Annotated in this window: 19 protein-coding genes; 13 read left to right on the top strand and 6 right to left on the bottom strand. The window is 62.0% G+C overall.

Translation table 11 applies throughout. The features are described 5' to 3' along the window. The first annotated feature begins 1 nt into the window (after window position 1). Both IEX85_RS18790 and IEX85_RS18785 read left to right on the top strand, forming a co-directional pair. A complete protein-coding gene (locus IEX85_RS18790; RefSeq protein ID WP_188862171.1) occupies window positions 2–1,909 on the top strand; it encodes a TRAP transporter permease in 1,908 nt (635 codons plus the stop codon). Window position 1,910: 1 nt separating this feature from the next. Beyond that, a complete protein-coding gene (locus IEX85_RS18785) occupies window positions 1,911–3,479 on the top strand; it encodes a sulfatase family protein (RefSeq protein ID WP_188862170.1) in 1,569 nt (522 codons plus the stop codon). Window positions 3,480–3,692: 213 nt separating this feature from the next. Here the strand turns inward: IEX85_RS18785 and IEX85_RS18780 are convergent, their stop codons facing one another. Beyond that, window positions 3,693–4,385, bottom strand: a complete 693-nt coding sequence (locus IEX85_RS18780) for a GntR family transcriptional regulator (protein WP_308425669.1) — start codon at window positions 4,383–4,385, stop codon at window positions 3,693–3,695. A gap of 345 nt (window positions 4,386–4,730) precedes the next feature. Between IEX85_RS18780 and IEX85_RS18775 the strand changes: the two genes are divergently transcribed. The 9 genes from IEX85_RS18775 to IEX85_RS18735 all read left to right on the top strand — a co-directional run bounded on the left by IEX85_RS18775 (window position 4,731) and on the right by IEX85_RS18735 (window position 17,177). After that, window positions 4,731–5,783 carry a Rieske 2Fe-2S domain-containing protein gene (locus IEX85_RS18775; protein WP_188862168.1) on the top strand — a complete coding sequence of 351 codons (1,053 nt, stop codon included), beginning with the start codon at window positions 4,731–4,733 and terminating at the stop codon, window positions 5,781–5,783. A 20-nt stretch (window positions 5,784–5,803) separates the two neighbouring features. Next, window positions 5,804–6,757, top strand: a complete 954-nt coding sequence (locus IEX85_RS18770; protein ID WP_188862167.1) for a PDR/VanB family oxidoreductase — start codon at window positions 5,804–5,806, stop codon at window positions 6,755–6,757. A 61-nt stretch (window positions 6,758–6,818) separates the two neighbouring features. Next, window positions 6,819–7,832, top strand: coding sequence for a TRAP transporter substrate-binding protein (locus IEX85_RS18765; RefSeq protein ID WP_188862166.1), 1,014 nt, complete (start codon window positions 6,819–6,821; stop codon window positions 7,830–7,832). A 455-nt stretch (window positions 7,833–8,287) separates the two neighbouring features. Then, window positions 8,288–9,298 (top strand): TRAP transporter substrate-binding protein DctP, encoded by a 1,011-nt coding sequence (dctP, locus tag IEX85_RS18760; protein ID WP_188862165.1) that lies wholly within the window; start codon window positions 8,288–8,290, stop codon window positions 9,296–9,298. After that, a complete protein-coding gene (locus IEX85_RS18755; RefSeq protein WP_188862164.1) occupies window positions 9,298–9,822 on the top strand; it encodes a TRAP transporter small permease subunit in 525 nt (174 codons plus the stop codon). Before dctP ends, IEX85_RS18755 begins: the two co-directional genes overlap by 1 nt. A gap of 50 nt (window positions 9,823–9,872) precedes the next feature. Continuing rightward, window positions 9,873–11,198, top strand: coding sequence for a TRAP transporter large permease (locus tag IEX85_RS18750; protein ID WP_229722012.1), 1,326 nt, complete (start codon window positions 9,873–9,875; stop codon window positions 11,196–11,198). A gap of 268 nt (window positions 11,199–11,466) precedes the next feature. Continuing rightward, window positions 11,467–13,554 (top strand): TonB-dependent receptor plug domain-containing protein, encoded by a 2,088-nt coding sequence (locus IEX85_RS18745; RefSeq protein ID WP_188862163.1) that lies wholly within the window; start codon window positions 11,467–11,469, stop codon window positions 13,552–13,554. 30 nt (window positions 13,555–13,584) lie between these two features. Next, window positions 13,585–14,526: an ABC transporter substrate-binding protein gene (locus tag IEX85_RS18740; protein WP_188862162.1), complete on the top strand. Its 942-nt coding sequence runs from the start codon at window positions 13,585–13,587 to the stop codon at window positions 14,524–14,526. Beyond that, window positions 14,523–17,177, top strand: coding sequence for a response regulator (locus IEX85_RS18735; protein WP_188862161.1), 2,655 nt, complete (start codon window positions 14,523–14,525; stop codon window positions 17,175–17,177). The genes IEX85_RS18740 and IEX85_RS18735 overlap by 4 nt, the downstream gene beginning before the upstream one ends. Here the strand turns inward: IEX85_RS18735 and IEX85_RS18730 are convergent. The 5 genes from IEX85_RS18730 to IEX85_RS18710 form a co-directional block, all read right to left on the bottom strand. Further along, window positions 17,174–17,548: a hypothetical protein gene (locus IEX85_RS18730; protein WP_188862160.1), complete on the bottom strand. Its 375-nt coding sequence runs from the start codon at window positions 17,546–17,548 to the stop codon at window positions 17,174–17,176. The genes IEX85_RS18735 and IEX85_RS18730 overlap by 4 nt on opposite strands. 26 nt (window positions 17,549–17,574) lie before the next feature. Then, window positions 17,575–18,066 (bottom strand): DUF2489 domain-containing protein, encoded by a 492-nt coding sequence (locus tag IEX85_RS18725; RefSeq protein ID WP_188862159.1) that lies wholly within the window; start codon window positions 18,064–18,066, stop codon window positions 17,575–17,577. 84 nt (window positions 18,067–18,150) lie between these two features. Beyond that, window positions 18,151–18,948: a TIGR01458 family HAD-type hydrolase gene (locus IEX85_RS18720; protein ID WP_229722011.1), complete on the bottom strand. Its 798-nt coding sequence runs from the start codon at window positions 18,946–18,948 to the stop codon at window positions 18,151–18,153. A gap of 63 nt (window positions 18,949–19,011) precedes the next feature. After that, complete coding sequence (locus IEX85_RS18715) at window positions 19,012–19,653, bottom strand: response regulator transcription factor (protein ID WP_188862158.1); 642 nt, start codon at window positions 19,651–19,653, stop codon at window positions 19,012–19,014. Next, window positions 19,646–21,115, bottom strand: coding sequence for a sensor histidine kinase (locus IEX85_RS18710; RefSeq protein WP_188862157.1), 1,470 nt, complete (start codon window positions 21,113–21,115; stop codon window positions 19,646–19,648). The genes IEX85_RS18715 and IEX85_RS18710 overlap by 8 nt, the downstream gene beginning before the upstream one ends. 154 nt (window positions 21,116–21,269) lie before the next feature. Between IEX85_RS18710 and IEX85_RS18705 the strand changes: the two genes are divergently transcribed. Together IEX85_RS18705 and IEX85_RS18700 are read left to right on the top strand one after the other, a co-directional pair. Beyond that, complete coding sequence (locus tag IEX85_RS18705) at window positions 21,270–22,895, top strand: acyl-CoA synthetase (protein ID WP_188862156.1); 1,626 nt, start codon at window positions 21,270–21,272, stop codon at window positions 22,893–22,895. Between the two features lie 66 nt (window positions 22,896–22,961). Further along, the gene (locus tag IEX85_RS18700; protein WP_188862155.1) at window positions 22,962–24,347 is read left to right on the top strand and encodes a solute carrier family 23 protein; all 1,386 of its coding nucleotides are present in this window, start codon (window positions 22,962–22,964) and stop codon (window positions 24,345–24,347) included. Window positions 24,348–25,277 lie beyond the last annotated feature (930 nt).

The following is a 25,277-nucleotide window of genomic DNA, read 5'->3' as shown; positions in this document are numbered from 1 at the left end:
CATGCAATCTACTCACTACTCTCGCTTCAGCTTTCTGGTCGGGCTGGTGATCGCGCTGATTGGTCTTGGCAATGTACTGCCGACCTTCGACGTACTGCCGCGCATCGGCCCCTTCGCGATCGAATGGTATCGGCCGCTGTTTTTCCTGCTCTGCGTTTTGGCCTTCCTGAGCCACCGTCTGATCAAGCATCACCGCCCGCTCGACCTGCTGCTGTTCGCGGTCGTGGCGCTGGCGACGGCCTTTGTCTGCTGGGACAGCTATCACATTGGCCAGGTCCTGGTGAATGAGATTTACTTCTTCGGTCCGCGGGAAGGCATCATTGCCGCCTTCGCCGCGGCGCTGACGATCTTCATCTGCTGGCAGCAATGGGGCGCACCGATTGCGATTCTCGGCATGTTCGCCGCGCTTTATCTCGCCACCGGCCAGTACTGGCCCGGCGTCTTCGCAACCATTCCGTCCGATATCAGCGAGACGCTGGCCGCCAACCTCTGGTACAGCGCCGATCAGGGTATTCTCGGCTCGATCATGGGGATCGTCCTGACCACGGTACTGCCGTTCATCATTCTGGGCGCCGTTCTGGAAGGCGCCGGAGCCGGCAGCTCCATGATTCGTATCGCCTTTTACTCCATGCGCCGCTTCCGCGGTGGCCCGGCATACGCCGCCATTACCGCCTCAGCACTGTTCGGCACCGTCTCCGGCAGCGCCGTCGCCAACGTCGTCGGAACCGGCGTGGTCACCATTCCGATGATCCGGCGCCGGGGCTTTTCGGCCAATTTCGCCGGCGCAGTGGAAGCGGCGGCCTCGACCGGCGGCCAGATCCTGCCCCCCATCATGGGCGCGGCGGCACTGGTAATGGCCGATATCGTCGGCGTCAGCTACCTCAGCGTCATTACCGCAGTGATCGTGCCGGCGCTGGCCTACTACGTCAGCCTGTTCATGTCGGTCTATTTCGAGGCCCAGCGCCTCAACATCACGGCCACCGACGATGAACCTGTCGAGAAGCCGGAAACCCAGGACTGGATGAACCTGATACTGGTGTTCGGCCCGATCTTTCTCATCGTCTGGCTGCTGGTCAGCGGCATGTCGCCGGCCGGCGCCTCGATTTCGGCAATCCTGCTGCTGTTCCCGCTGAGCCTGATCAACCCGGAGATCCGCAGGAAACCGGCCAAGCTGATCGGCGCCCTGTCGTCCGGCGGCCATACCGTGGCGCAGCTGATCATCGCGATCTCGATCGTCGGGATTGTCGTGGCGACGCTGGAAGCCACCGGCATTCCGTCCAAGCTGGCGGTACTGCTGACCGAGGCGGCAAGCACCTCGCTGCTGATGGCCCTGATCATCGCCGCCATCGGCTGCGTGGTACTGGGTATGGGCATGCCCACCCTGCCGGCCTATATCGCCATCATCAGTGTCATGGGCATCACCCTGCAGCAGCTGGGTCTGGACCTGCTGACCGCGCACATGTTCGTGTTCTTCTTCGGGGTGGCGTCCGTCATCACGCCCCCGGTGGCCATAGCGGCCTATGCCGCCGCCTCCATTTCCCAGGGCAAGCCGATCGGAACCGCGATCGAAAGCTCGCGTATCGGCGCGATGATCTTCCTGATCCCGTTCGCCTTCGCGCTGGATCCGGCGCTGCTGCTCGGCGCCGCATCCGACGCCCCGCTGGATCCGGTGCACTTGGTGATTTCCATCAGCAGCCTGCTGGCCGCCATCTACCTGGCCGCCAGTGCACTGATCGGTTTCGACCGCTGCGAGCTGGGTATTCCCGAGCGGCTGGTCCTGTTCGCGCTGGCGCTGGCGTTGCTGTCACCCTTCGTCGTCGCCAAGCTGGTGGCCCTGGTGATCGGCGGCCTGCTGGTGGCGCGACGCGTTCTGGCATCCAGGTCAACCCCGGCGATCAAGGAGGTATAACATGAGCCGCAAACCCAATTTCGTGCTGATCGTTTCCGACCAGCAGCGTGCCGACTGGCTGGGATGTTACGGACATCCGGTCCTGAACACGCCCAATATCGACAAGCTCGCGGCCCAGGGTATTCGTTTCGATGAATTCCACACGGCATCACCGGTATGCATGCCCAACCGCGCAAGCATTCTCACCGGGCGCTACCCCAGCGTCCACGGCTTGCGCTACAACGGCTGCGCGCTTTCGAGTCGCGCCAACACCTTCGTCGAAGTGCTCAGCGCCTCGGGCTACCAGACGGCGGCGATCGGCAAGAGCCATCTGCAGCCGTTCACGTCCAACGACGCGCCTTTCGGCGACGCCCTGGCGAAAAAGTACCAGGGCCCGATCGCCGAGGCCTGGAAAGACGACTTCAAGCCCTACGTGCATGAGGAGCCAAGCCAGTACGAGTCGGACGAGCGCTACGCCTTCCCGACCCCCTATTACGGCTTCGAGCATGTCGATATGGTAACGGACCACGGCGACAGGGCCGGCGGTCACTACCTGCAGTGGCTGCGCCATCAGACACCGGACTGGGAGCGCATGCGCGACCCGAAGGAGCAGTTCGAACACGACTATACCTGCCCTCAGGCGAAGAAGACCAAGATGCCCGAGGAGCTCTACCCGACCCGTTACATCGAGAACCAGGCGGTGGAGTGGATCAACGAACAGGCGGACCCGGAGCAACCCTTCTTTCTGTTCGTCTCCTTCCCGGACCCTCATCATCCGTTCAACCCGCCCGGGAAATACTGGGACCGTTACCAGCCCGGGCAGTTCGAGCTGGACGTCAGGGCCGAGGACCTCAAGATACCGGTCCCGCTGGTTGAGTTCGCGCGCCAGCGGCTGGCCAAAGGCGAATACCCGGACACTCCCCAGGAAGCCTTCGCCGCCACCGAGCAGCACTGCAAGGAGGCCATGGCGCTGACCGGCGGCATGATCGACATGATCGACGACGCCGTGGGCAGCATCACCGCAGCGCTCAGAGCACGGGGGCTCGATGACAACACCGTGATCATCTATACCGCCGACCACGGGGATTATCTGGGCGACGCCAACATGCTGCTCAAGGGGCCCTGGATGCGCAAATCCATTCACCGCGTACCCTTTATCTGGCGCGACCCCGAGGCAACGGCCGGACAGGTGACCGATCATCTTGGCAGCGCCATCGATATCGGCCCGACCATCATGGCCCGCGCCGGCATCGACCCCTACTTCGGCATTCAGGGGCGCGACCTGCTGGCCGACATCGAAGCGGGAGAAGGCCGCTCGCAACTGCTGATAGAACACAACGACAATGTACCGCGCATGGGACTGAAACGCGCCTCGCGCAGCCGCACGCTGTACAGCCACGACTGGCGCCTGACGCTGTATCCGGGCGAGGACTGGGGGGAGCTGTACGACACCAAGGCGGACCCACTGCACCTGCACAACCTGTGGTTCGACCCGGCCTACAACCGCAAGAAAGGCGAACTGATGGAACAGCTGGCGCTGGAGATCACCGCGACCATGGACGAAAGCCCCCGCGCCATTCGCAGGGCCTGAACCCCGACCTGCCACCCCGACGGGCCCGGACAGCAGTACCGGGCCCGGCTATACTACGCCTCCTTTTTTGATTCATCGCGCTTAAGCGGGACAACGTAAATTCTAGGATGGGTGGAGCGACGCCTCACTAAGGCGTACCCGTCACTGATGCGGCCAGAGCGTCGTGCAACCCATCTTGGGGGGGGAAGAACCTTTGTGCGACCCCTGAGCCGTTTACTCCACTCCGATCACGTGACGTTCGGCCGTTTGCTCCATCCGGCCGGCAAAGGTTTCGGCGTAACGCAGCGTCGCCTGGGCATGCTCGCGCATGATGCCCTCGGCTCTTGCGCCCTGACGGTGATCGATAGCGTCGAAAGCGGCGTGATGCTGCAGATGGGCGAAGTTGAACCGCCGGTACTCAGCAGCGAGATTGTTGCGGTCCACAGTCAGCGAACTGACCGTGGCGAACGGCAGATGCTCGTTACGACTCAGGGCCGACTCGATCGCCGGATTGCCACTGGCCTCGATGATCAGGGCGTGAAAGCGCTTGTTCAGGTCATGGTAGGCTTCCAGGTCTTCCTCGTTGACGTAACCCTTTGCGAACAGGCCGTCACCCTCGGCCAGACACTGCAGCAGCCCGTCGCGCTGTACAGGCGTCAGCCCGCGTTCCGCCGCCTGGCGCGCGGCCAGCCCCTCCAGCACGCCACGCACTTCAACGGCACCGCCGATCTCCTCGGGCGTCACTTCCCGCACCCGGTACCCGCGCCGCTCGAGCTTGGTCAGCAAGCCTTCCTGCTCCAGCGCCCGGAAAGCGATACGCACCGGCGTACGGGACACCCCGAGCCGCTCCGCCGTCGGAATTTCGGCCAGCCTCTCGCCCGCGGGCAGCTCACCGGAGATGATCATCTGTCGCAGTGTGCTCAACACACGCTGTCCCGCTTTGCTCATAGCCAACCTCAAGCCCTGTGGGCTGCAAAAACGTCAGAATTGAATTCCTATGAAGTATAACACTTTGGATCCAATTTCTTTCAACAGGTCCTTCGACTGTACAAACATCTTCAGTCTTGAGTAGCGCACCTGTACTCCCTGCTGCTGAAACGGGCTCAAAACGGCTAAAAACACCATCAGAACGCCTGCTTATAACCATATATAGCCAATCTAATAATTCTTATAACAACAAAATGGATCCAATTTCACACAAAAAACTTGATGCATATCAATTTAGACATTAAATTGGATCCAAAATAAAACACCCCCCCAGAGGAGCCTGAAATGTTTCTGAAAAACACCTGGTACGTCGGCTGCACCCCGAACGAATTCGCCGACAAGCCGCTGGGTCGCCAGATCTGCGGCGAGAAGATGGTTTTCTACCGTGGCCCCGAAGGCCGCGTTGCAGCCGTCGAAGACTTCTGTCCGCACCGCGGCGCCCCCCTCTCCCTGGGCTATGTCGAAGACGGTCTGCTGGTCTGTGGTTATCACGGCCTGAAAATGGGCAGTGACGGCAAGACCGCCGAAATGCCCGGCCAGCGAGTTCGCGGCTTTCCGTGCATCAAGAACTTCCCGGCGGTGGAGCGCTACGGCTTCGTCTGGGTCTGGCCCGGCGATGCAGCCCTGGCCGATCCCGAGCTGATTCCGGTACCGGAGTGGGCCGACAACCCGGACTGGGCCTACGGTGGCGGCCTCTACCATATCAACTGCGACTACCGCCTGATGATCGACAACCTCATGGACCTGACCCACGAGACCTACGTTCACTCCACCAGCATCGGCCAGCCCGAGATCGACGAGGCGCCGGTCGCCACCGAGGTGAACGGCGACGAGGTGATCACCAGCCGCTATATGGAAAACATCACGGCGCCGCCGTTCTGGCGCATGGCCCTGAAGGCCAATAACCTGGCCGACGACGTTCCTGTCGACCGCTGGCAGATCTGCCGCTTCACGCCGCCGAGCCACGTCATGATCGAAGTCGGTGTCGCCCATGCAGGTCATGGTGGCTACGACGCCCCGGACGAGCACAAGGCCGCCAGCACGGTGGTGGACTTCATCACCCCCGAAACCGAAACCAGCCACTGGTATTTCTGGGGCATGGCGCGCAAATTCAAGCCGCAGGACACCAACCTCACGGCTCAGATCCGCGAAGGCCAGGGCAAAATCTTCGGCGAAGACCTGGACATGCTGGAACAACAACAGCAGAACCTGCTTGACTACCCGGAGCGCAAGCTGCTGAAACTGAATATCGATGCCGGTGGCGTTCAGTCACGCCGCATCCTGGACCGGCTCCTCAAGGCGGAGCAGGAACAGAACGAAGCCGCCAGCGGCAACTGAACCCGGACAGGAGAGCGACCATGATCGAAGTCGAAGTTATTTCCAAGACCCTCGACGCCGAGGACATCTTCCGGTTCGAACTGGCCCGTCCGGACGGCGCCGCACTGCCGGTATTCGGAGCAGGTGCCCATATCGACGTCCACCTGCCCAACGGCCTGGTACGCCAGTATTCGCTGTGCAACCACCCCGAGGAGAGCCATCGCTATGAGATCGGCGTACTGAAGGACCCCGCCTCGCGCGGTGGCTCCCAGGCCATGCACGAGCAGGTGCAGGCCGGCGACCGGCTGCAGATCAGCGAACCGCGCAATCACTTTCCGCTGGCCCACGAGGCCAAGCGCAGCCTGCTGTTCGCCGGCGGCATCGGCGTCACACCGATTCTCTGCATGGCCGAGCGGCTGGCCCACGGCGGCGGCGAGTTCGACATGCACTACTGCACCCGCTCCGAGAGCCGCACGGCTTTCCGCCAGCGCATCGCCACAAGCGAGTTCGCCGAGCGGGTACAGTTCCATTTCGACGACGGCGACGAGGCACAGAAGCTGGATGCGGCCAGTCTGCTGGCCAACCCGGAAGCCGGCACCCATATCTATGTCTGCGGTCCCAAGGGGTTCATGGACCACGTGCTGGAAACCGCCGAGCGCCTCGGCTGGCCGGCGGAACAGGTACACCGCGAATACTTCGCCGCGGCGCCGATCAATCACGACGCCGATGCCGCCTTCGAGATCCAGCTCAGCAGCAGCGGCCAGGTACTCGAAGTTCCGGCAGACAAGAGCGCGCTGCAGGTGCTGCTGGAGCAGGATATCGACATTCCCTATTCCTGCGAAGACGGCGTCTGCGGCACCTGCCTGACCCGGGTACTGGAGGGGGAGCCGGATCACCGCGATCTGTTCATGGAGCCCGCCGAGCACGCGGCGAACGACCAGTTCACCCCCTGCTGCTCGAGATCCAAGAGCAAACGACTGGTACTGGATATCTGAACGGCAAGACACACAAACCGCACAGCCAACCCGATACCAATAACAAAAAGGAATCGATGCCATGAACCTGAAGAAGTGGGCCGCAGCGGCCATAACAGGCTACGCCCTGAGCGCCATGCCGGCCCTTGCCGCCGACGTCACCCTGCGTTTTGCCCACCCCTGGCCCGGCAACTCCGATATCGCCAAGGGACTCGAAGCCTGGGGCGACTCGCTGCAGGTGGCATCCGATAATCGCATCGAGGTCGAATTCTATCCGGCCCAGACCCTGACCAAGGCGGCCAAGGGCTACGATGCGGTCGTCGGCCAGATCGCCGATGTCGCCGCCACAGTGCAGGGCTATACCGCCAACCGCTTTCCGCTGACCCAGGTTATCGAACTGCCGGGATTGGTCGACAACGCCGCGCAGGGCTCCTGTGTGCTGCAGAAACTCTACGACGAGGGCGACATCGCCGGCGAGTATGAAGACAGCCACGTACTCTTCGTCTGGACCAACGGCCCCGGCCATCTGCACCTGAACGGCAAATCGGTACGCACGCCCGAGGATATCTCGGGCCTGCGCATCCGCCGGCCGACCACGGTGGTCGGACAACTGCTCGAAAACCTCGGTGCCCAGCCGGTCGGCATGCCCGCTCCCGACGCCTACACCGCACTGCAGCGCGGCGTGATCGATGGCGTCGCCATTTCCTGGGACGGCGCCATGGTATTCCGCCTCAACGAAGTGGCGGACCATCATACCGAGCTCAACCTCTACTCGCTGAGCTTCGTCGTGACGATGAACAAGGGGGTCTACGAGCGCCTGCCGGACGACCTGAAAGCGATCGTGGATCAGCACTCGGGGGAAAAATGGTCGCAGCACATGGCCAGGATCTTCGACGACCTGGATCAGCAGTCGCTGCAGAACGTCAAGGAACGGGGCGACGAGGTCATCGAGCTCGACAGTGCTATCCAGGCCGCCTGGCAGCCTGCGCTCGAGCAGGTAACCGAAAGCTACCTGGAGGAGCAGGAAGGTCTGGGGCTGCCAGCCCGTGAGGTCTACGGCAAGGCCCGGACACTGAGCGAATCCTGCAGGGCCTGAAGCCGTCGCGGCGAAACCCCGAATCCGGCGGTGTCGCCCTCGCCTCCCGGCGACGCTTCACCTCCGGTCAGAGCGCTGCCACAGCGCTCTGGCGCCATGCCGCCCCGGCATGACGATAACCGCGAAGCCCCACCTCTCGAAGAAAAAACGCGCTGAACCAAGCGTTCCTCGACACTGCCAGGGCAGCCGCCTGTCGCCGCCCCGCCGGCACCGCACGACCGCTGGGCGAGAGCCCGCCTACCTCATTTCAGAAATCATTTCCCTGCCTCAGATCAATAACCCGCGCCGGGCCCGATACTGGCTTTTTCCCGCTAAGCATCTACTTTTTGGTTAGTTCATCGCGATGTCGCTAGGTGATACGCAAACGTCGCAGCGCCATATAGCGGCCAATCAGATTACAACGAACAATGGGCTGTCGTGCCAGCGACCACAACCTGAATGGGAACTTCCTGAACATGAAAAGACGCGATCTGATCAAATCCGCAGCCGCAGGACTTGCCGCCGCCCCGCTCGCTCTGAGCGCCACCACCGCCAAGGCGGCCACCAGCCTGCGCATGCAGACCTACTGGGGCAAGGAAGCCAACGAGATTTTCGATGCCTTCACCGACGACGTGAAGACAGCGTCCAACGACGAGCTGCGCATCCGTCGCTACACCGGCAGCTCCCTGGTCCCCGACGCGGAAATGTTCCAGGCCGTCGGCAAGGGCACCATCGACATGTGTCAGGGTTACGCCGGCTACTGGCCGGGGCAGCTGGACATCGCGTCCATCGAAGCCGGTCTTCCGGGCGCCTGGACCAACTACGACGAAGCCATGTACATCATGGATACCAAGGGTCTGATCGGCCTGATCCGCGAGGCCTACGCCGAGCACAATGTGCACTACCTCGGCCCGATCATGGGTGGTCCCTTCGACCTGCTGACCAAGCAGCCGGTGAAAAGCCTGGACGACCTCAAGACCATGAAGATCCGCGCCACCCCCAGTGTCGCGAAGATTCTCGAGCAGTTCGATATCCCGACCGTATTCCTGCCTGGCTCCGAGCTCTATGTCGGCCTGAGCACCGGTACCATCGACGGTGTCATCTACGCCGGCACCAACGAGTACCTGTCGATGAAGCTGTACGAGGCCGCCAAGTACTACACCTCTCTGAACATGGTCAGCCCGGGCTACACCGACCAGATCCTGGTCAACCTGGAAAAGTGGAACTCTCTGACCGAGGAGCAGCGCAAGTGCATCGAGCTGGGCTACGAGAAGCACGCGACCAAGATGCACACCTGGATGGTCAGCGGCTCCATCGACGCTTCCACCACCGGCCACTTCGAGATGAGCGCCCTGCCGGCCGAAGACTCGGCGCGCCTGCGCAAGGCGGCCGATGTGATCTGGGAAGAGGAAGCGGCGAAATCCGAGCGGAACAAGAAGGCCATCGAGATTCTCCGTGAAGCCGCCAAGGCAACAGGGAGAGCCTGATGTCGGGGATATCTCGCCTGCTTAGTGCAATCGACGGGATATCCGAATTCATTGGCAAGGCCGTCTCCTGGATGTGCCTTGCCATGATCGGAGTTCTGCTCTACGAGATCGGCGCTCGCTACTTCTTTCTGAGCCCGACATCCTGGGCGCACGAAAGCACCACCATGCTCTACGGCACCTTCTGCATCCTGGCCGGCGCCTATACCCACAGACACCAGGCCCATGTCCGCAGTGAGGTCATTTATCACGTTCTGAGAACGCGCACGCGCGCCATTCTCGACGTGATTACCGGGGTGGTCGTAATCGCGGTATTCGCCGTGTTCTTTTACGCCGCCTGCGAATTCGCTCTCGAATCCTGGCAAAACAACGAAATGTCGTCGAAGAGTACCTGGGGACCTCCTGTCTATCCGTTCAAGACCATGCTGCCGCTCGGAGTCGGTCTGGTGCTGCTGCAGAGCATCGCTCACTGGATCCGGGACCTGCTGGTGGCGTTCAACCTGACACCCGGCAACGACGCCGCCTGAGGGCGACCGGCGCTTTTTACCAACGACAAGACATACCATAGGAAACCAAGGTGTCGGAACTCGATCCGCTATACGTAACCATAGGCATGTTCGGGGCCATGTTCATCATGCTGCTGGCAGGCGCCCCGCTGGCCTGGTCGCTGCTCAGCGTCGGCGTGGTGTTCGCCTATTCCCTCTGGGGGACCGGCGGCCTGGAGCTGCTGACCATCAGCTCCTTCGACGCGATGGACAACTTCCTGCTGGTCGCGCTGCCGATGTTCATCTTCATGGGCCTGATGCTGGAACGATCCGGTATCACCGACGACCTGTTCGAGATGATGAACAAGCTGATGGGCCAGATCCCCGGAGGTCTGGGCATCGGTACCGTCATCATCTGCGCCCTGATCGCCGCCATGGCCGGCGTGTCCGGTGCGGCTACCGTAAGCCTCGGTGTCATTGCGCTGCCCTCGATGCTCAAGCGCGGTTACGACAAGAAACTGGTCACCGGTACCATCATGGCCGGCGGCGCCCTGGGCTTCCTGATACCACCCAGCGTCCTGATGATCCTCTACGCCTTCCTGGCGCGGGAGTCCGTGGGCAAGCTGTTCGCCGCAGGCCTGGTCCCCGGCCTGATGCTGGCCGGCATCTACATTCTCTATATTCTGATTCGCAGTCGCATCAACCCGTCGCTGGCACCGCCGATGCCGATGGAACAGCGTATCTCCGGCATCGAGAAACTGAAATCGCTGAAGGCCCTGATACTGCCCGGCGCACTGATCACCACAGTGCTCTACTGCATCATCGCCGGCGTCACTGCGCCGTCTGAAGCCTCCGCCATCGGCGCTTTCGGCTCGATTGTCTGCGCCGCGATCTACCGCACCCTGACCTGGAAAATGCTCAGGGACGTACTGCTGAGCACCACCCGACTGATGGGCATGCTGATCTGGATCACCATTGCCGCCATTTTCTTCAGCAAGGTGTACATCGGCCTCGACGCCGGCTTCCTGTTGCAGGACATCATCGATGACGCGGAGCTGTCGCCGATGTGGGTCATCATCATGATGCTCGCCTGCTACTTCGTGCTGGGCATGTTCCTCGACGATTTCGCCATCGTCTTCATCACGGTGCCGCTGTTCGTGCCTATCGTCGAGTCGCTGGGCTTCGATACCGTCTGGTTCGCGGTGCTGTTCATCGTCAGCATGCAGTCGGCCTACCTGACGCCACCCTTTGGCTACAACCTCTTCTACATGCGATCGGTGGCCCCGCCCGAAATCACCATCTACGATCTCTACAAGGCAGCGATCCCCTTCATCCTGCTGCAAACCATAGGCCTCGGCCTTTTGATCGCGTTCCCACAAATCGCGCTCTGGCTGCCGGGCGTCCTGTACGGCCCCTGACCGGGGCTCTTCCGGGGCTCTTCCGGTCCTATCCCGGGCAACGGGGCCTTCCGGCCCCGTTTGTCGTTTCTCGCCACGCCGGCCATAACCCAGCACCTGTGTCTGAAGCGGCATTTATGCTAGCTTAACCAAAGACTTTATACCGGTTACACCATGCTGGACTGGATCTTCTCCACCAACGGCTTCATTGTCGAAGCGATCCTGATGACTGTGCTGATCGTCTACGTCGGCACCCGGGTCTGAAACCGTAGGACGGTAAACTCCACAGATGAGAAAGCGCAAGACTGCCCTGCCCCTCGCGGCGACGCTGACAGTGGGCCTGCTCAACTGGCCCGACGCCCTGGCTGACGACCTCAGCCTGGCCATTCTGAGCGAAACCGATTTCTACTCCGCGATACCCGAAATCGTCTCCGCCACACGGATGCCGCAGAAGCTGACCGACGCCCCGGCCTCGATCAGTATCATCGATCGCGAGATGATTCGTGCCTCGGGCGCCGTCTACGTAACCGACCTGTTTCGCCTGGTACCGGGTTTCCAGAGCTATCGCGTCAACAGCAACAAGTTCGGCGTCACCTACCATGGCGTCAGCGACGACTTCCCGCGCCGGCTCGAGGTACTGGTCGATGGCCGCTCCGTCTATCTGCCGATGCTGTCGACCGTCGACTGGAACTCGCTCGGCATCAGTCTCGACGATATCGACCGCATCGAGGTGGTGCGTGGATCGAACGTGCCGGCCTACGGCTCCAACGCCTTTCTCGGCGCCATCAACATCGTTACCCGATCGCCATACAGCGAGACCGGCGCCTCGTTGCAGGTGACCGGAGGCTCGCAGGATACCCGGCGTGTCGAGGGGCGCTTCAGCACACCGCTGGGGGCGACCCAGACGCGTATTTCCGCCGGATACGACCGTAACGACGGCAGCGATCTGTGGCACGATGGCGCCCGCTCGAACTATCTGAACATCAGCAGCGGCCTGACGCCCACCCTCGCCGACACCCTGCTGTTCGAGGCAGGATTCAGCGACGGCTATGCCGATCGCGGGGACCTCGACCGCCTTGACAAACCGGTGGTGCCACGCGACCACCAGGCCAATTACCAGTATCTGCGCTGGAATCATCTGCTGAATCTGGACAATGAACTGCAGCTGAGTTTCTATCACAACCGGCTCGAACTGACGGTGCCGAAACCGACCGCCGCCGACCTGGTCCGTTACGAAGATATACCGTCACTCGAACTGGCCGAAGCATTGCTGGCGACAAACCCCGATTTCCGCCTCGATGGGGAAGAGGGCGAAACCGATACCTACGATATCGAGCTGCAACAGACCATTGGCCTGCCGCTGCTCGACAGCAAGCTGCTGTGGGGAATGGGCTACCGCTACGAACAGGCCGAGAGCGGCACCCTGCTGAACGGTCAGGGACGGATCAGCGAGGAGCGAGGACGCCTGTTCGGCAACCTGGAGTTGCGCCCTGCGGAACGCGTGACACTGAACCTCGGCGCGATGCTGGAAAACAGCAGCACCAGTGGCAGTGACGCCAAGGCGTCGCCCCGCGCCGCCATCAACTACCGCCTTGACGATGAATCCTCTATTCGACTGGCCTACAGCGACGCCTATCGCATGCCGTCGCTGCTCGACAAGAATGTCCAGTACACCTTTTATCTTCCGGATGGCTCGGTGCTCGATTACGACAGCGCTCCCAACAGCGAGATCGGCCCCGAGCATATTGAAACCTGGGAGCTGGGCTACTACCGGGCATTTTCGCGCCTGAGCGGCCACGTCGATCTGCGGCTGTTCCACGAGAAAGTCGACAACGGCATTGCCAGCTACTGGGTGGCCATGCCGCAGGACCCGGCGGACGGCCGGGTTCGACTGCAGGACAACACCACTCGCTGGCGCAACAGCGGCGCCGAAGCGCAGCTGAAACTGCGTTTCAGCAATAGCGTCTGGGCGCTGCTAAATTACAGCTACACCAATACCACCGACTTCGTGCGGGACGACGGCCCCGAAAAAGGCGGGATCAACAGAGACCTCGACCCCCAGACACCGCTGCACACCGCGTCGTTTTTATTGAATATCGATCTGCCCAGACAGTGGCAGTTCAGCCTGGCGCACTATTATGTTGACGAAGTCGAGTGGGAAGAAGGCGCCACCTTGCGCACGCAAGAGAACTCAGGGGAGTCGAGCGAGTACAACCGGACGGACCTGCGTGTCGCTAAGCGCCTGCAGTTGGGGTCAGCAAGTACGCTGGAGGCCGCACTGATCATGCAGAACCTGCTCGGCAACGAATATCTCGATTTTTATCAATACAACATCTTCGATCGACGGAGCTATCTGCAGTTGACGCTGACGTTCTGATTTCGAAGCGGGAACCCAGGGATTGGCAGCATGCAGGGACTAAGCAACACAGGCGGTGACCGCCCTGCGCGACTGGGCCGCTGTCTGCTTTTGCTGCTGATGCTCTTCACCCACCCGGCCAGTAGCGATCCGCTGGTACTGCTGAGCGAAGACAGCCCCATCTACCAAAAGGTGGGGAACGCCATCCGCAGCGCCTTCGGAGAGCCACTCGAACAACTCGAAGCGACCAAGCTGTCACCGCAGCGCGACCTGGGCGACGCGATTACCGTCGCCATCGGCTCCCGTGCCTGCGAACAGCAACTCGAACACCCCCTGCCCCCCCGCTCCCTGATCTGCGCCTTTATCCCCCGCGCGACCTTTGCCTCTCTTACCGAGCACTTTGGCGCATCGGAACTGGTGCGCCAGCAGCGCCTGAGCGCCATCTATCTGGACCAGCCCCTGGAGCGGCAGATACGGCTGGCCCGGCTTCTGGTACCACAGGCCCGCAGCATCGGCGCCATGTTCGGCCCGGTATCCGTGGCTGAACGCGAGCGCTTTGTCAGCGCCGCCGAGGCCGAGCAGTTAATGCCGGTAACGCTGACATTGAGCGCCAGCGACAATCCGATCGAGCAGTTGCAACCGATCGTGCGTCAAAGCGACGTCTTCCTCGCCCTGCCGGATCGGGCCCTGTTCAACCGCTCGACCGCGAAGTGGCTGCTTTACGCCACCCTGCAGCAACAGATTCCGGTGATCGGCTTCTCCCGCACCTACGTCGAAGCCGGCGCGCTGGCAGCGGTCTATACCAGCCCGGAACAGCTTGGCCAGCAGGCCGGGGAACTGCTGCTTGCGCTCACGCGCGCAGAGCCGCTTCCGCCATCGACTTTCCCGAAGTACTTCAGCGTATCGACCAACCCGGTCGTGGCCCGCAACCTGGCGCTGCCGTTGCCGGATCAGGCAACACTGGAGCGGCAACTGGCGGAGGATGAGCCATGATCAACCGACTCCGCCCGCTGGCGATCCGGCAACGGGTGCTGATGATCTCGCTGCTGCCGCTGGTAATATTCGCGCTGATCCTGGGTGGCTATTTCATCAGTACCCGCATCGACGATACCCAGCGCGCGCTGATCGAGCGCGGCGAATCGATCACCCGCCTGCTCGCCTCCGCCTCGGAATTCGGCCTTATGGTGGGCAACCACGAAGTTCTGCGCAATCTGGCGAACGGCATCAGCCAGGAGCCGGACGTCGCCGACGTGCTATTTCTCGACAGCCGGCTGGAACTCATTCTGCGTACCCGCGAATTCAAACTGCAGCTGAATCCCCAGGGCCCCTACGCCTACGAATACGACAACCAGTGGTACTTCATGCAGGCTGTGCGCATCACCGGCATCTCCTTTCAGGACGTGCCCGAGTTTCCGGAAGAAGAGCCGCAGCTCGACACCATCGGCTATGTCGTGGTCATCCTGTCCAAGGAGCAGACACAGGCTCGCCAGCGCAGCATACTGCTCGGCGGTCTGCTGCTGACGCTGGGAAGCTTTCTGGTCACCTCGATTCTGGCGCGCCGCTTCGGCCAGCGCATCACCCACCCGATACAGGGACTGAGCCGGGTCGTCGAACGCCTGCAGGAAGGTCACCTCGATACCCGCGCGGAAACCACCCTGACCGGCGAGTTGCGCACACTGGCGCGGGGTATCAACCGCATGGCGGCACGCATCCAGGAATCCAATCAGATCATGGAAAGCCGTGTCGACCTGGCGACTCGCCGTTTGCGGGCGACCCTCAGTCACCTGGAAACCCAGAACCAGGAACTGGAACAGGCGCGGCGCAAAGCCGACGCGGCCAATCGCGCCAAGGACGACTTTCTCGCGCGCATGAGTCACGAGCTGCGCACGCCCATGACCTCTGTGCTCGGCTTCGCGCGTCTACTCGACCAATCAGCCGCAACCGACGAGCAGCGCGAGTACACCCGCATCATCAATCAGACGTCGACGCTTCTGCTGACACTGATAGACGATATTCTCGACCTCTCCAAGCTCGAGTCCGATGCCATCAAGCTAGAACGGATACCCTTCGTGCTGGAGGACGTGCTGCTCGACGTGCTGGAGATGCAGGCACCGGTGGCCCACGCCAAGGGGCTGGAACTGATACTGCGACTGCATCCCGCGACGCCGCAAACACTGATTGGCGACCCGACGCGACTGCGCCAGATCATCACCAACCTGGTATCCAACGCCATTAAATTCACCGAATACGGCCAGGTACAGATCTTCGCCGAAGCGGTACTGAGCAACGAGGAGTACTGCCAGCTGAGCCTGCGCGTCAGTGACAGCGGCATCGGCATTCCCTCCGACCAGATCCAGGAACTTTTCCAGGCATTTACCCAGGCCGATACGTCCATCACCCGACGCTTCGGCGGATCCGGACTGGGACTGGTCATCACCCGCAAGCTCACCGAACTGATGGGCGGCACCATAGAGCTGAGCAGCGAGGTCGCCACGGGAACCGACGCCTGTCTGTCGATCCCCTTCCCGTATCGGCTTGCCACCGAGGCGCCATCGCCCCCGCTGACCGACGTCGGCACCATCCTGCTCTACGATCCCCACCCGCTGATGCGCGACTCGGTCCTGAGTCTGCTGCAGCGGCGTCAGCTGCGGGTCGACCTGGCGGAGAATTTCGCCGACTTCTGCCAGCGCGCCGGCCAGTATCCGCTGCTGATATGGGGTCAGCGCCCCTGCGCAGACGCTCAGCTGCCGAAAGCCGCTACACGGCAACTGCGCCAGCATTTCAACGGACGCCTGCTGGTGCTCTGCTCCAGCACCGTCAGCGAGAAGCCGGACGATGCCAACACCCTGATTCTGCACAAGCCCGTGCGGCGCAAACGACTGTACGAGGCCCTGTCGCAACAGCGGGCCGAACCACGCACCGACGTGGCCTCCCCCCGCTTGGTGAGTGACTGCGACCTTCTGATCGCCGAGGACAATGATTTCAACCGACTGCTGATCAGCCGCATTCTGGAACAGGCGGGTATCAGTCCGCGTCAGGCACGCAGCGGACTGGAAGTGCTGGCGGAAGTGGAACGACAGTTGCCCGATCTCATACTTATGGATGTGCACATGCCGGACATGGATGGCATAGAAGCGACCCGGCGTATCCGCCGCCAGTACCCGTGCCTGCCGATCATCGCGCTCACCGCCAATGTCGTCAAACACGAACACCAGGCCCTCATCGACGCCGGAATCTCCCGAATCATGTTAAAGCCCATCGACGAGGGCAAGCTGCTGAATACGGTACAGAGACTCTGTCAACGCAACCTCGAACAGGCCAGAATGCTGGAGGGCAGAAGCCAGCTGGAACGCCTCGAGATCAGCCCGGAGCTGCTTGGAAGCGAACTGAAAAAGCAACTGCAGGGCTGCCTTGAGGGCTTTGCAAGCCACGACCGCCAGCGTATGCGGCACCATGCTCATCAGCTGCTCGGAATCGCCGGAGTCTATGAAATGCCTGAGCTGGAAGCCGTCACCGGCGAATTCCATCAGTTGATCGAAGCCGGCGATATCCGTGAACTCTGGCAGGCCCTGTGGCGGCTGCAGCGCCTGATCGAACACCAGGCCATACCGGAGATGACGGGCGTAGGTGAGCAGCCGACCTAGAACTTGCGGTAAACCGGTTCCCGTTCGATCAACTGCCGCAGGTCCGCCAGGATCGCCGCCATCCGTTCGCGCCCGTCGCGGTCGAACAGATAACCGTCCAACCCTTCCCCCGCGGCGGCTTCGTCGTCATCGCCTTCCTGCAGGGTCAGGCAACGCAGCCTGATCGCTTCGAGTTCGGGGTCGTGGTGCATCGGCAGGCCGATAAAGAGATCCCAGCGCTCGCGCGTCGTGGAACCCTCGAGAACGCCCTGCAGCAACGCAAGCACCTCCTGGCGGGAGGGCCTGTAGGTGGGGGAGCGCCCGAAATGCAGCGCCGCCGCCGTCAGGCACAGCACCAGCAGGGTAACGAAGAAGGCCGCGACGAATTCCATCGCTCAGTTCCCCGGGGCGGGCCGGCTCAATGCATTCGCTCCAGCGGATACCGGCTCAGCTTGTCCGCCGCCTGCAGCAGAGCCGTGCGGTTTTGCGCCTCGAGCGTATCCATTTCGCGCTGATAACGCCGCTGCTCGCGGCGTTCGAGTTTGCGCCAGGCCTCGAGATAGGGAATGTGGCGGGTCGCCAGATAATGCTGCTCGATGATCTCGAAATCGGGATCCCGGTGCATTTCGGGCTTGAGGTTGTCGAGCAGCACCTTGAGGCGGATGCAGCCCTCGGTCAGCGTCAGTCTCTCGTCTTCGGACATCGCCCGGGCGATAACGCGGATACTGTCGATGAGGTATGCACGCTGCTCCCTGGCCTTTTTCTGCGTTTCCTCGAGCTGCCGGCGCTCGTGCTCCTGCTGCTGCCGCTGCCGTTTCAGCACGCCCAGTTGACGCACGATATAAACCAGCAACGCCACTATCACCAGCAGGCCAAGACCGCTCAAACCATACAATACCGCATCACTCATGAATCTGTACCGCCACCGCCGCCTGTTGGAATATCGCGCCCATTATCCATATTCGACGCCCGAAACCCAGTCCGGTTGCCCGGATCAGCCACCGAACAACCCGGACATCAGCGTCGGCAGCTCGGCCACCGATCCGATCTCGCAATCCGGCACGATGCCCGAGGCCTCAACCAGATCCCGGCGATACTTGCCGGTATGCACCAGGATGCCGGCGAGCCCCGCCCGCTGGGCGCCGCCGATATCGCTCTCGATATCGTCTCCGACCAGCGCAACGTGCGGCGGTTCAATACCAAGCCCCGCGCAGGCTTTGCGGAAAAAGTCCGGCGCCGGTTTACCCACCACCGTCGCTTCGATCCCCGCCGCATATTCAAGGCCGGCGACAAACAGACCGAGATCAGGCTGCAGCCCCCTCCCGGTCTGCCAGTATCGGTTGCGATGCACGGCTATCAACTGCGCCCCCTGCTGCAGATACCCGAACAGGCGGTTGAGCAACGCGTAGTTCCAGTCCTCGCCGATGTCCCCGACCACGATCGCTTCCGGCCGCGACTCGTCGAGTTCGAAGCGATCGAAGTCCCGGCAGGCATCCTCGGCCAGTACCGGACAAATGCGCTGCACGCCATGGTCATCGAGCCACTGCACCGCAGCACTGATGGCGCTGAACACCGACCCTTCGGGCACCGGCAGCCCCCGGTCGAGCAACTGCTGCTGCAAACCGGCCAGCGAACGGGTCGAGGTATTGGTGATGTACCGGAACGGAATGTCCCGCTCGATAACAAGCTTCATCACCTCGATCGCCCCCGGCACCGGCGTCCCCTCGACGTAGAGTACACCGTCGAGATCGAATAACAGACCCTCGGCATCCACGACTTGCTCCTGCTTCATGCGCTAACGGCAACAGTATAGTGAATGGGGTCCGGGGACTTTGTGCGACGGCTCCGCGTCGCTTCAGCCGGCGGCACGCAAAGCCAGGGGATCCAGCAGCCCCGCAGCAATGGCGACGGCGGTCACATCCGGCAGGCGTTCGGCGCCGATTCGCTTCATCACCCGGGCCCGGTACAGGTCGATGGTCTTGACGCTGACATCGAGCTTTTCGGCGATTTCCCGGCTTGAATATCCCTGCGCCAGCGGCAGAAAGACATCCCGCTCCCGCGGTGTCAGCGTTTCTAGAACTGCCAGCTTGCCAGGGTCTGCCGCTGGCGATCTTGCGCCTTCGCGCTGCTGTGCCAGTGCCTGTTGTACGCTATCGAGCAGCATCTGTTCATTGAACGGTTTTTCGAGAAAGTCGAAGGCGCCGGACTTGAATGCCCGCACCACTATGGGCACATCGGCGTGGCCCGAGACGAAGATGACCGGCAGCCCCAAACCCTTCTTCTGCAGCTCTTCCTGCACATTGAGCCCCCCCAGTCCCGGCATCCGCACATCGAGAATCACGCAGCCGCGCTCCGGGGTTCCCAGCGCGTCGAGAAAGCGGCGCCCGTCACTGAACGCCTGCACAGTCAGGCCGACGGATTCCAGCAGCCACTGGGTGGACTCGAGCATACCGGGATCATCGTCCACCAGGTAGACGACAGTATTGGCGTCAGTCATCGGTTTCTCCGTTGTTCGATACGTTGACGAAGGGCGGCAGACGGCATACCAGCGTCAGGCCCCCGGTGTCGGCCGGGCACGCGTCAAGAAAGCCGCCAAACCCCTCGACGATCGAGCGACTCATCGACAATCCGAGACCCAGCCCCTGGGGCTTGCTGGTGTAGAAAGGCGTAAAGATCTGCCGAATTCCCGCCTCGTCCAGCCCGTTTCCCTGATCCGTGACTTGAAGCAGGATATCACCCGCCTCGTCTTCGCTGACCTGTACGCACAGGTGCGTGCGCGACTGGTCATCCGCCGCAGCCCTGGCCTCGAGAATGGCGTCGATGCCATTGCGTATCAGGTTGATCAGCACCTGCTCCAGCAGCACCGGATCGGCCTTGACCACCGGCGAGGTCGCCGGCAGGCGCTGCTCGATCACCACCGCGTTCTTCTCGGCATCCCAGTGGCACAGCCGCGCGACATTGGCGACCAGATCGTTAAGCTGTACAGGTCCGACACACTGCTGCCCCTTGCGCAGGAAGGCGCGCAGGCGCTTGATGACCTCGGCCGCCCGGTTGGCGTGGTGAATGATGCGCTGCAGACCTTCATCCACGCGATCGAGGCTGCCGCCCTCCTGCTGCGCCTGGCGCAGGTAGCGCTGGCTGGCGCTGGCAAAATTGACGATGCTGGCGAGCGGCTGATTCATTTCATGGGCGATACCGGATGCCAGCTCGCCGATGGTCGCCAGACGGGCACTGTGCGCCAGCTCATCGGCCAGTCGCCGGTTCTGCGCCTCCGACTCCACCCGGGCGGTGATATCCCGTGTCACGCTGACCACCTCGACCACATCGCCGGTGTAGGTTTCCCGAATCGCCCGGCTCGCGATTTCCAGCCAGCACTTGCGACCGTCGCGCCGGGTCACCTCGGTGGTCAGCGTTGCGTATCCCTGCTCGCGCAGAGCGAGGCTGGCCTCGGCCAGCTGCTGCGTGGTGGTGTCGCTGAACACGTCTTCAAGTCGCTTGCCACGCAACTCCTCCGGCCAGTAGCCGAGAACCCTGCGGGAGGCAGGGCTGGCATCGATGAAGCGACCGTCCGGGGAATGACGCGAGATCAGGTCGTTCGTATTTTCGATAATCAGCCGATAGAGCCGGTCGGAGGTTTTGGCCCGATCCAGCATCCGGATCTCTTCAGTGGCGACCCTGCCACGGGCCATCACCTGGCCTGTGTCCGTATCCGGTATGAAGGTCCAGAGCAGAATGCAATCCCCGGCCCGGCTCTCGACTCCGTCGATGGCGCGGCCCTGCTGCAGCGAGGCCCTCACCAGCGCTTCGAGGTTGGCCGGCAGCAGGGCCTCTGGCCCCTGCGGGGCGAAACGCGTCGCCAGACGCTCAGCCGACTGATTGGCCGTAATCAGCCGCGCCGGCAGGCTCAGGACAAGACAGGGCTGCGGGTCCAGATCCGGCAATTCAAAGCGGGTTGTCATCTCTGGCAGCACCGAAATATATATAGTATTAATACCATAAGACCTTGGAATACTTTCTAGATAATCTTCTATTCACTACTATTACAGCTCAGTGGATTATAGCGAGCCGTCAGGGCTTGCTCTAGAACAACAACAGTAACAGAGGACCCCGTCCATGAGCTCGATCTTCAATCAGGGCCTGGAGCCCGTTGCCGCCAACCATGCCGTACAGTCACCCATCGACTTCATCGAACGCACCGCCAGCGTATACCCCGAATACCCGGCGGTCATCCATGGCTCGCTGCGTTACAGCTGGCGTGACACCTACGAGCGCTGCCGCCGCCTGGCTTCGGCACTGGCTAACCGCGGCATCGGTCGCGGCGATACCGTCGCGGTCATGCTGCCGAATATCCCGGCCATGCTGGAAGCCCATTTCGGGGTGCCTATGATCGGTGCGGTGCTCAATACCCTGAACGTACGCCTGGACGCGGATGCCATCGCCTTTATGCTGGAACACGGCGAAGCCAAGGTCGTCATCGCCGACCGTGAATTCGGCGATGTGGTCAGGGGGGCCGTCGCACGCCTGCAGCACAAGCCGCTGGTTATCGACGTGGACGACCCCGAATACGGTGAAGGCACGGCGGTCAGCGACCTCGACTACGAGGCTTTCCTCAAGGAAGGTGACCCAGAGTTCTCCTGGAGCCTGCCGGAACACGAGTGGGATGCCATTTCCCTCAACTACACCTCGGGCACCACGGGGAACCCCAAAGGCGTGGTCTATCACCACCGCGGCGCCTATATCAACAGCCTGGGCAATCAGGCCGTCTGGTCCATCGGACAGCATCCGGTCTATCTCTGGACCCTGCCGATGTTTCACTGCAACGGCTGGTGCTTCCCCTGGACCATCACTGCGATGGCCGGCACCCACGTCTGCCTGCGCCGCGTGGACCCGGAAAGGATCCTGCAGCTGATTCGCGATCACCAGGTCACCCATATGTGCGGCGCGCCGATCGTGCTCAACGCCCTGCTCAACGTGCCCGATGCCGCCAAAGCCGCCATCGACCACCCCGTCAAATCCATGACCGCAGGCGCCGCGCCGCCGGCTCAGGTGATTGGCGCAATCGAGGAGATGGGCATAGAAGTCACCCACGTCTACGGTCTGACCGAGGTCTACGGGCCGGTGACGGTATCGGCCTGGAAGTCCGAATGGGACGAACTGCCGCTGCAGCAACGCGCCCGCCTCAAGGCCCGCCAGGGCGTGCGCTATCACACCCTCGCAGGCACCATGGTCGCAGACCCCAAGACACTGGAGCCGGTTCCGAAGGACGGCAAGACCATGGGGGAAATCTTTCTGCGCGGCAATACCGTGATGAAAGGCTACCTCAAGAACCCGAGCGCGACCGAAGAGGCCTTCCGCGGCGGCTGGTTCCACACCGGCGACCTCGCGGTCTGGCACGAGGACGGCTACATGGAAATCAAGGACCGTCTCAAGGACATCATCATCTCCGGCGGTGAAAACATCTCCACCATCGAGGTCGAGGATACCCTCTACCGGCATCCTGCCGTACTCGAAGCGGCCGTGGTGGCCCGCCCCGACGAGAAATGGGGTGAAACGCCCTGCGCCTTCGTCACCCTGAAGCAGAATGCCGGCGCCATTACCGAACAGGAACTGATCGCCTTCTGCCGCGAGCAGCTCGCCCACTTCAAGGCCCCGCGGACCCTGGTGTTCGCGGACCTGCCGAAAACGTCGACCGGCAAGATACAGAAGTTCGTGCTGCGCGACCGGGCACGCGAACTCTAACGCCCCCTTCATACAGCAAAAAAACAATTCAGGGCGCACGGACAGCCGTGCGCCAGGAGGCTACTTATGCAAATTTTTCGCAGAAAAGACGGCGGCGAACAGCCGTACTGGCCAGCGGGCCCATTCAAGATCCGACTGCCCTTCGTGCATTATCGCTGGGAAACGCCCGAGATGATCCAGGGACTGATCATGTTCGTGGTCGGGCTGGCGATGATTCCGCTGCTCGAAACCTACCTCGGCATGCCCTATGAAGCGGCCCTGGCGTTCACCTTTGTCGCCGGTATCGGCTACCTGCTGCCGGCCCTGCTGGGCGTACCCCTGGTACCCGGCTGGATCACCCCGGCCATACCGGTGGTAATCCTTTACCTCAAGGGATTCGAGCCCGGGCCGGAAGCGATCAAGGCGATGTTCGCGCTGCAGATCGAGGTCACCCTGATCTTCCTGCTGCTGGGTATAACCCGCCTCGGATCGAAGCTGGTCGATGTTATTCCCAACTCGCTGAAGTCGGGCATCATCATCGGCGCCGGCATCGCCGCGCTGATGGGCGAGCTGAAAGCCGGCGGACGGGTCGATGCAACACCGATATCACTGCTGATCGGCTCCATCATCAGCGCCTACATCCTGTTCTCGCTTTCATTCAAGAACATCGTCAACGAAAGCTCGCTGGCCAAGCGAATCGCCAACTTCGGCATGGTACCGGGCATGATTCTGGCCATGATTATCGGCTGGGCCAGCGGCGAATATGCCTTGCCGGCAATTGAATGGGGCATCACCAAGCCGGATTTCGGCCTGATGTTCGAATATCTGACCTTTACCGTGGGCTACCCCGACCTCGACATGTTCCTGCTGGCGATACCGACCGCACTGATCGCCTATGTCATCGCGTTCGGCGATATCATCGTCGGCTTTACCCTGGTCAAGCGCGTCGACCATCTGCGGCAGGACGAAAGCATCGAAGGCAGCGTCGACCGCGTCCATCTGGTGACCGCAATGCGCAACGCCCTGCATGCCTTCTTCGCCCCCTGGCCCGGTCTCGCCGGCCCACTCTGGACCGCCGCCCATGCCACCGTTGCCGAACGCTATGCCATGGGGCGCAAAGCCATGGATTCTATCTACAGCGGCGGCGGCACCTTCTGGGCCACGGGCATGATCGCGCTGTTCATTCTACCGCTGGTCACCCTGTTCAAACCGGTGCTGCCAATCGCCCTGTCGCTGACGCTGATCCTAACCGCCTATATCTGCATCATGGTGGGTATGGAGCAGCTGAAAAACCCGACCGAACGTGGCGTCGCCGGCATCGTTGCCGTGACTCTGGCAATGCCCGATCCGAAGTCGACCGTATACGCCGTCGTGATCGGCCTGGTGCTATACCTGCTGATTGAACGCCCGAAGCTGCTGGGCCGTCACCAGCCCGAAGACGAAGTCATCTTCGCCGATGAAAAAGAAAGTTAGGTAGCAGCCCGCGACACCCGACAAGCGCCAGTACAGAGCCCCCGCTCCGGCAACGGAGCGGGGGCTCTGTTGTTTTGTGGAATCGCAAACGTACGCCGCGGTCGTCAACACGCCCATAGGAACTGCGACTCCGCAGCGAACCCGGCGTGCAGATGGGGGGAGTCCTAAACCCTGTGTTTGTGGCGGGGAAGTGCCCGTCAGTTTGGGTACGTCACTCCTACGATTGATCGGCCGCCCCGTGTGGGCATCGTTGGCGCTTCAGGCTGCGCCCGAGCCGTCCCGCGAACGGGTACGCTGCGGTCGCCAACACACCCGTAGGAGCTGCGCCCCCGCAGCGAACCCGGCGTGCCGATGGCGATAATCTTTAACCTTGTGTTCATGCCCGTCAGTTTGGGTATGCCACTCCTACGGGCGGAAGGCGCCGTCAGGCCCCGCCGCTGCCTGAGGGCGGCAGTCTATCGGGTAGGATGGGTTAAGCCGCCATCGGCACCTGCCCCGGGGGCTGCACCCGGCATAGGGCGAACCCATCATATCGATCGCATCACAAATCGATGGGCTTCGCTTGGCACTGTGCCCAAAGCGAAAAACCCCGGCCTCATCGAGACCGGGGGTTTTCCTGAATAAATGCTTGGCGCCTCGCGCAAGCGCGAGCCGTCCCGCGGGCGATGCACGCCGCGGTCGCGATATCGGGCCGAAGCTTCGCTTCGTCTGTTAACCGATATCGCCCTACTCTACATGGGCAGGGCGGCCGCAAGCGGCGCTGTTCACATGCCCCACACTACCATCGGCGTTAAAGCGTTTCACTACTGAGCGCCGGCGGCGGATAAAGAGCGGATGGGATCAGGTGGTTCCACAGCTCTATGGTCAGCCATAGCAAAACGCTGTACGCCTGGGCAGCCAGATCAATCCGATCCGTCCGACCCACAACGA

The sequence above is a fragment of the Marinobacterium nitratireducens genome (genome assembly GCF_014645375.1).
GTDB lineage: Bacteria > Pseudomonadota > Gammaproteobacteria > Pseudomonadales > Balneatricaceae > Marinobacterium_A > Marinobacterium_A nitratireducens.
Note: the sequence above shows the minus strand (reverse complement) of the source record. Positions and strands in the feature narration are given on the sequence as shown.

Bases quoted from the DNA above. Each gene is read 5' to 3' on its own strand.
- IEX85_RS18790 (WP_188862171.1), top strand. From the start codon at position 2: ATGCAATCTACTCACTACTCTCGCTTCAGCTTTCTGGTCGGGCTGGTG.
- IEX85_RS18785 (WP_188862170.1), top strand. From the start codon at position 1,911: ATGAGCCGCAAACCCAATTTCGTGCTGATCGTTTCCGACCAGCAGCGT.
- IEX85_RS18775 (WP_188862168.1), top strand. From the start codon at position 4,731: ATGTTTCTGAAAAACACCTGGTACGTCGGCTGCACCCCGAACGAATTC.
- IEX85_RS18770 (WP_188862167.1), top strand. From the start codon at position 5,804: ATGATCGAAGTCGAAGTTATTTCCAAGACCCTCGACGCCGAGGACATC.
- IEX85_RS18765 (WP_188862166.1), top strand. From the start codon at position 6,819: ATGAACCTGAAGAAGTGGGCCGCAGCGGCCATAACAGGCTACGCCCTG.
- dctP (WP_188862165.1), top strand. From the start codon at position 8,288: ATGAAAAGACGCGATCTGATCAAATCCGCAGCCGCAGGACTTGCCGCC.
- IEX85_RS18755 (WP_188862164.1), top strand. From the start codon at position 9,298: ATGTCGGGGATATCTCGCCTGCTTAGTGCAATCGACGGGATATCCGAA.
- IEX85_RS18745 (WP_188862163.1), top strand. From the start codon at position 11,467: ATGAGAAAGCGCAAGACTGCCCTGCCCCTCGCGGCGACGCTGACAGTG.
- IEX85_RS18740 (WP_188862162.1), top strand. From the start codon at position 13,585: ATGCAGGGACTAAGCAACACAGGCGGTGACCGCCCTGCGCGACTGGGC.
- IEX85_RS18735 (WP_188862161.1), top strand. From the start codon at position 14,523: ATGATCAACCGACTCCGCCCGCTGGCGATCCGGCAACGGGTGCTGATG.
- IEX85_RS18730 (WP_188862160.1), bottom strand. From the start codon at position 17,548: ATGGAATTCGTCGCGGCCTTCTTCGTTACCCTGCTGGTGCTGTGCCTG.
- IEX85_RS18725 (WP_188862159.1), bottom strand. From the start codon at position 18,066: ATGAGTGATGCGGTATTGTATGGTTTGAGCGGTCTTGGCCTGCTGGTG.
- IEX85_RS18720 (WP_229722011.1), bottom strand. From the start codon at position 18,948: ATGAAGCAGGAGCAAGTCGTGGATGCCGAGGGTCTGTTATTCGATCTC.
- IEX85_RS18715 (WP_188862158.1), bottom strand. From the start codon at position 19,653: ATGACTGACGCCAATACTGTCGTCTACCTGGTGGACGATGATCCCGGT.
- IEX85_RS18710 (WP_188862157.1), bottom strand. From the start codon at position 21,115: ATGACAACCCGCTTTGAATTGCCGGATCTGGACCCGCAGCCCTGTCTT.
- IEX85_RS18705 (WP_188862156.1), top strand. From the start codon at position 21,270: ATGAGCTCGATCTTCAATCAGGGCCTGGAGCCCGTTGCCGCCAACCAT.
- IEX85_RS18700 (WP_188862155.1), top strand. From the start codon at position 22,962: ATGCAAATTTTTCGCAGAAAAGACGGCGGCGAACAGCCGTACTGGCCA.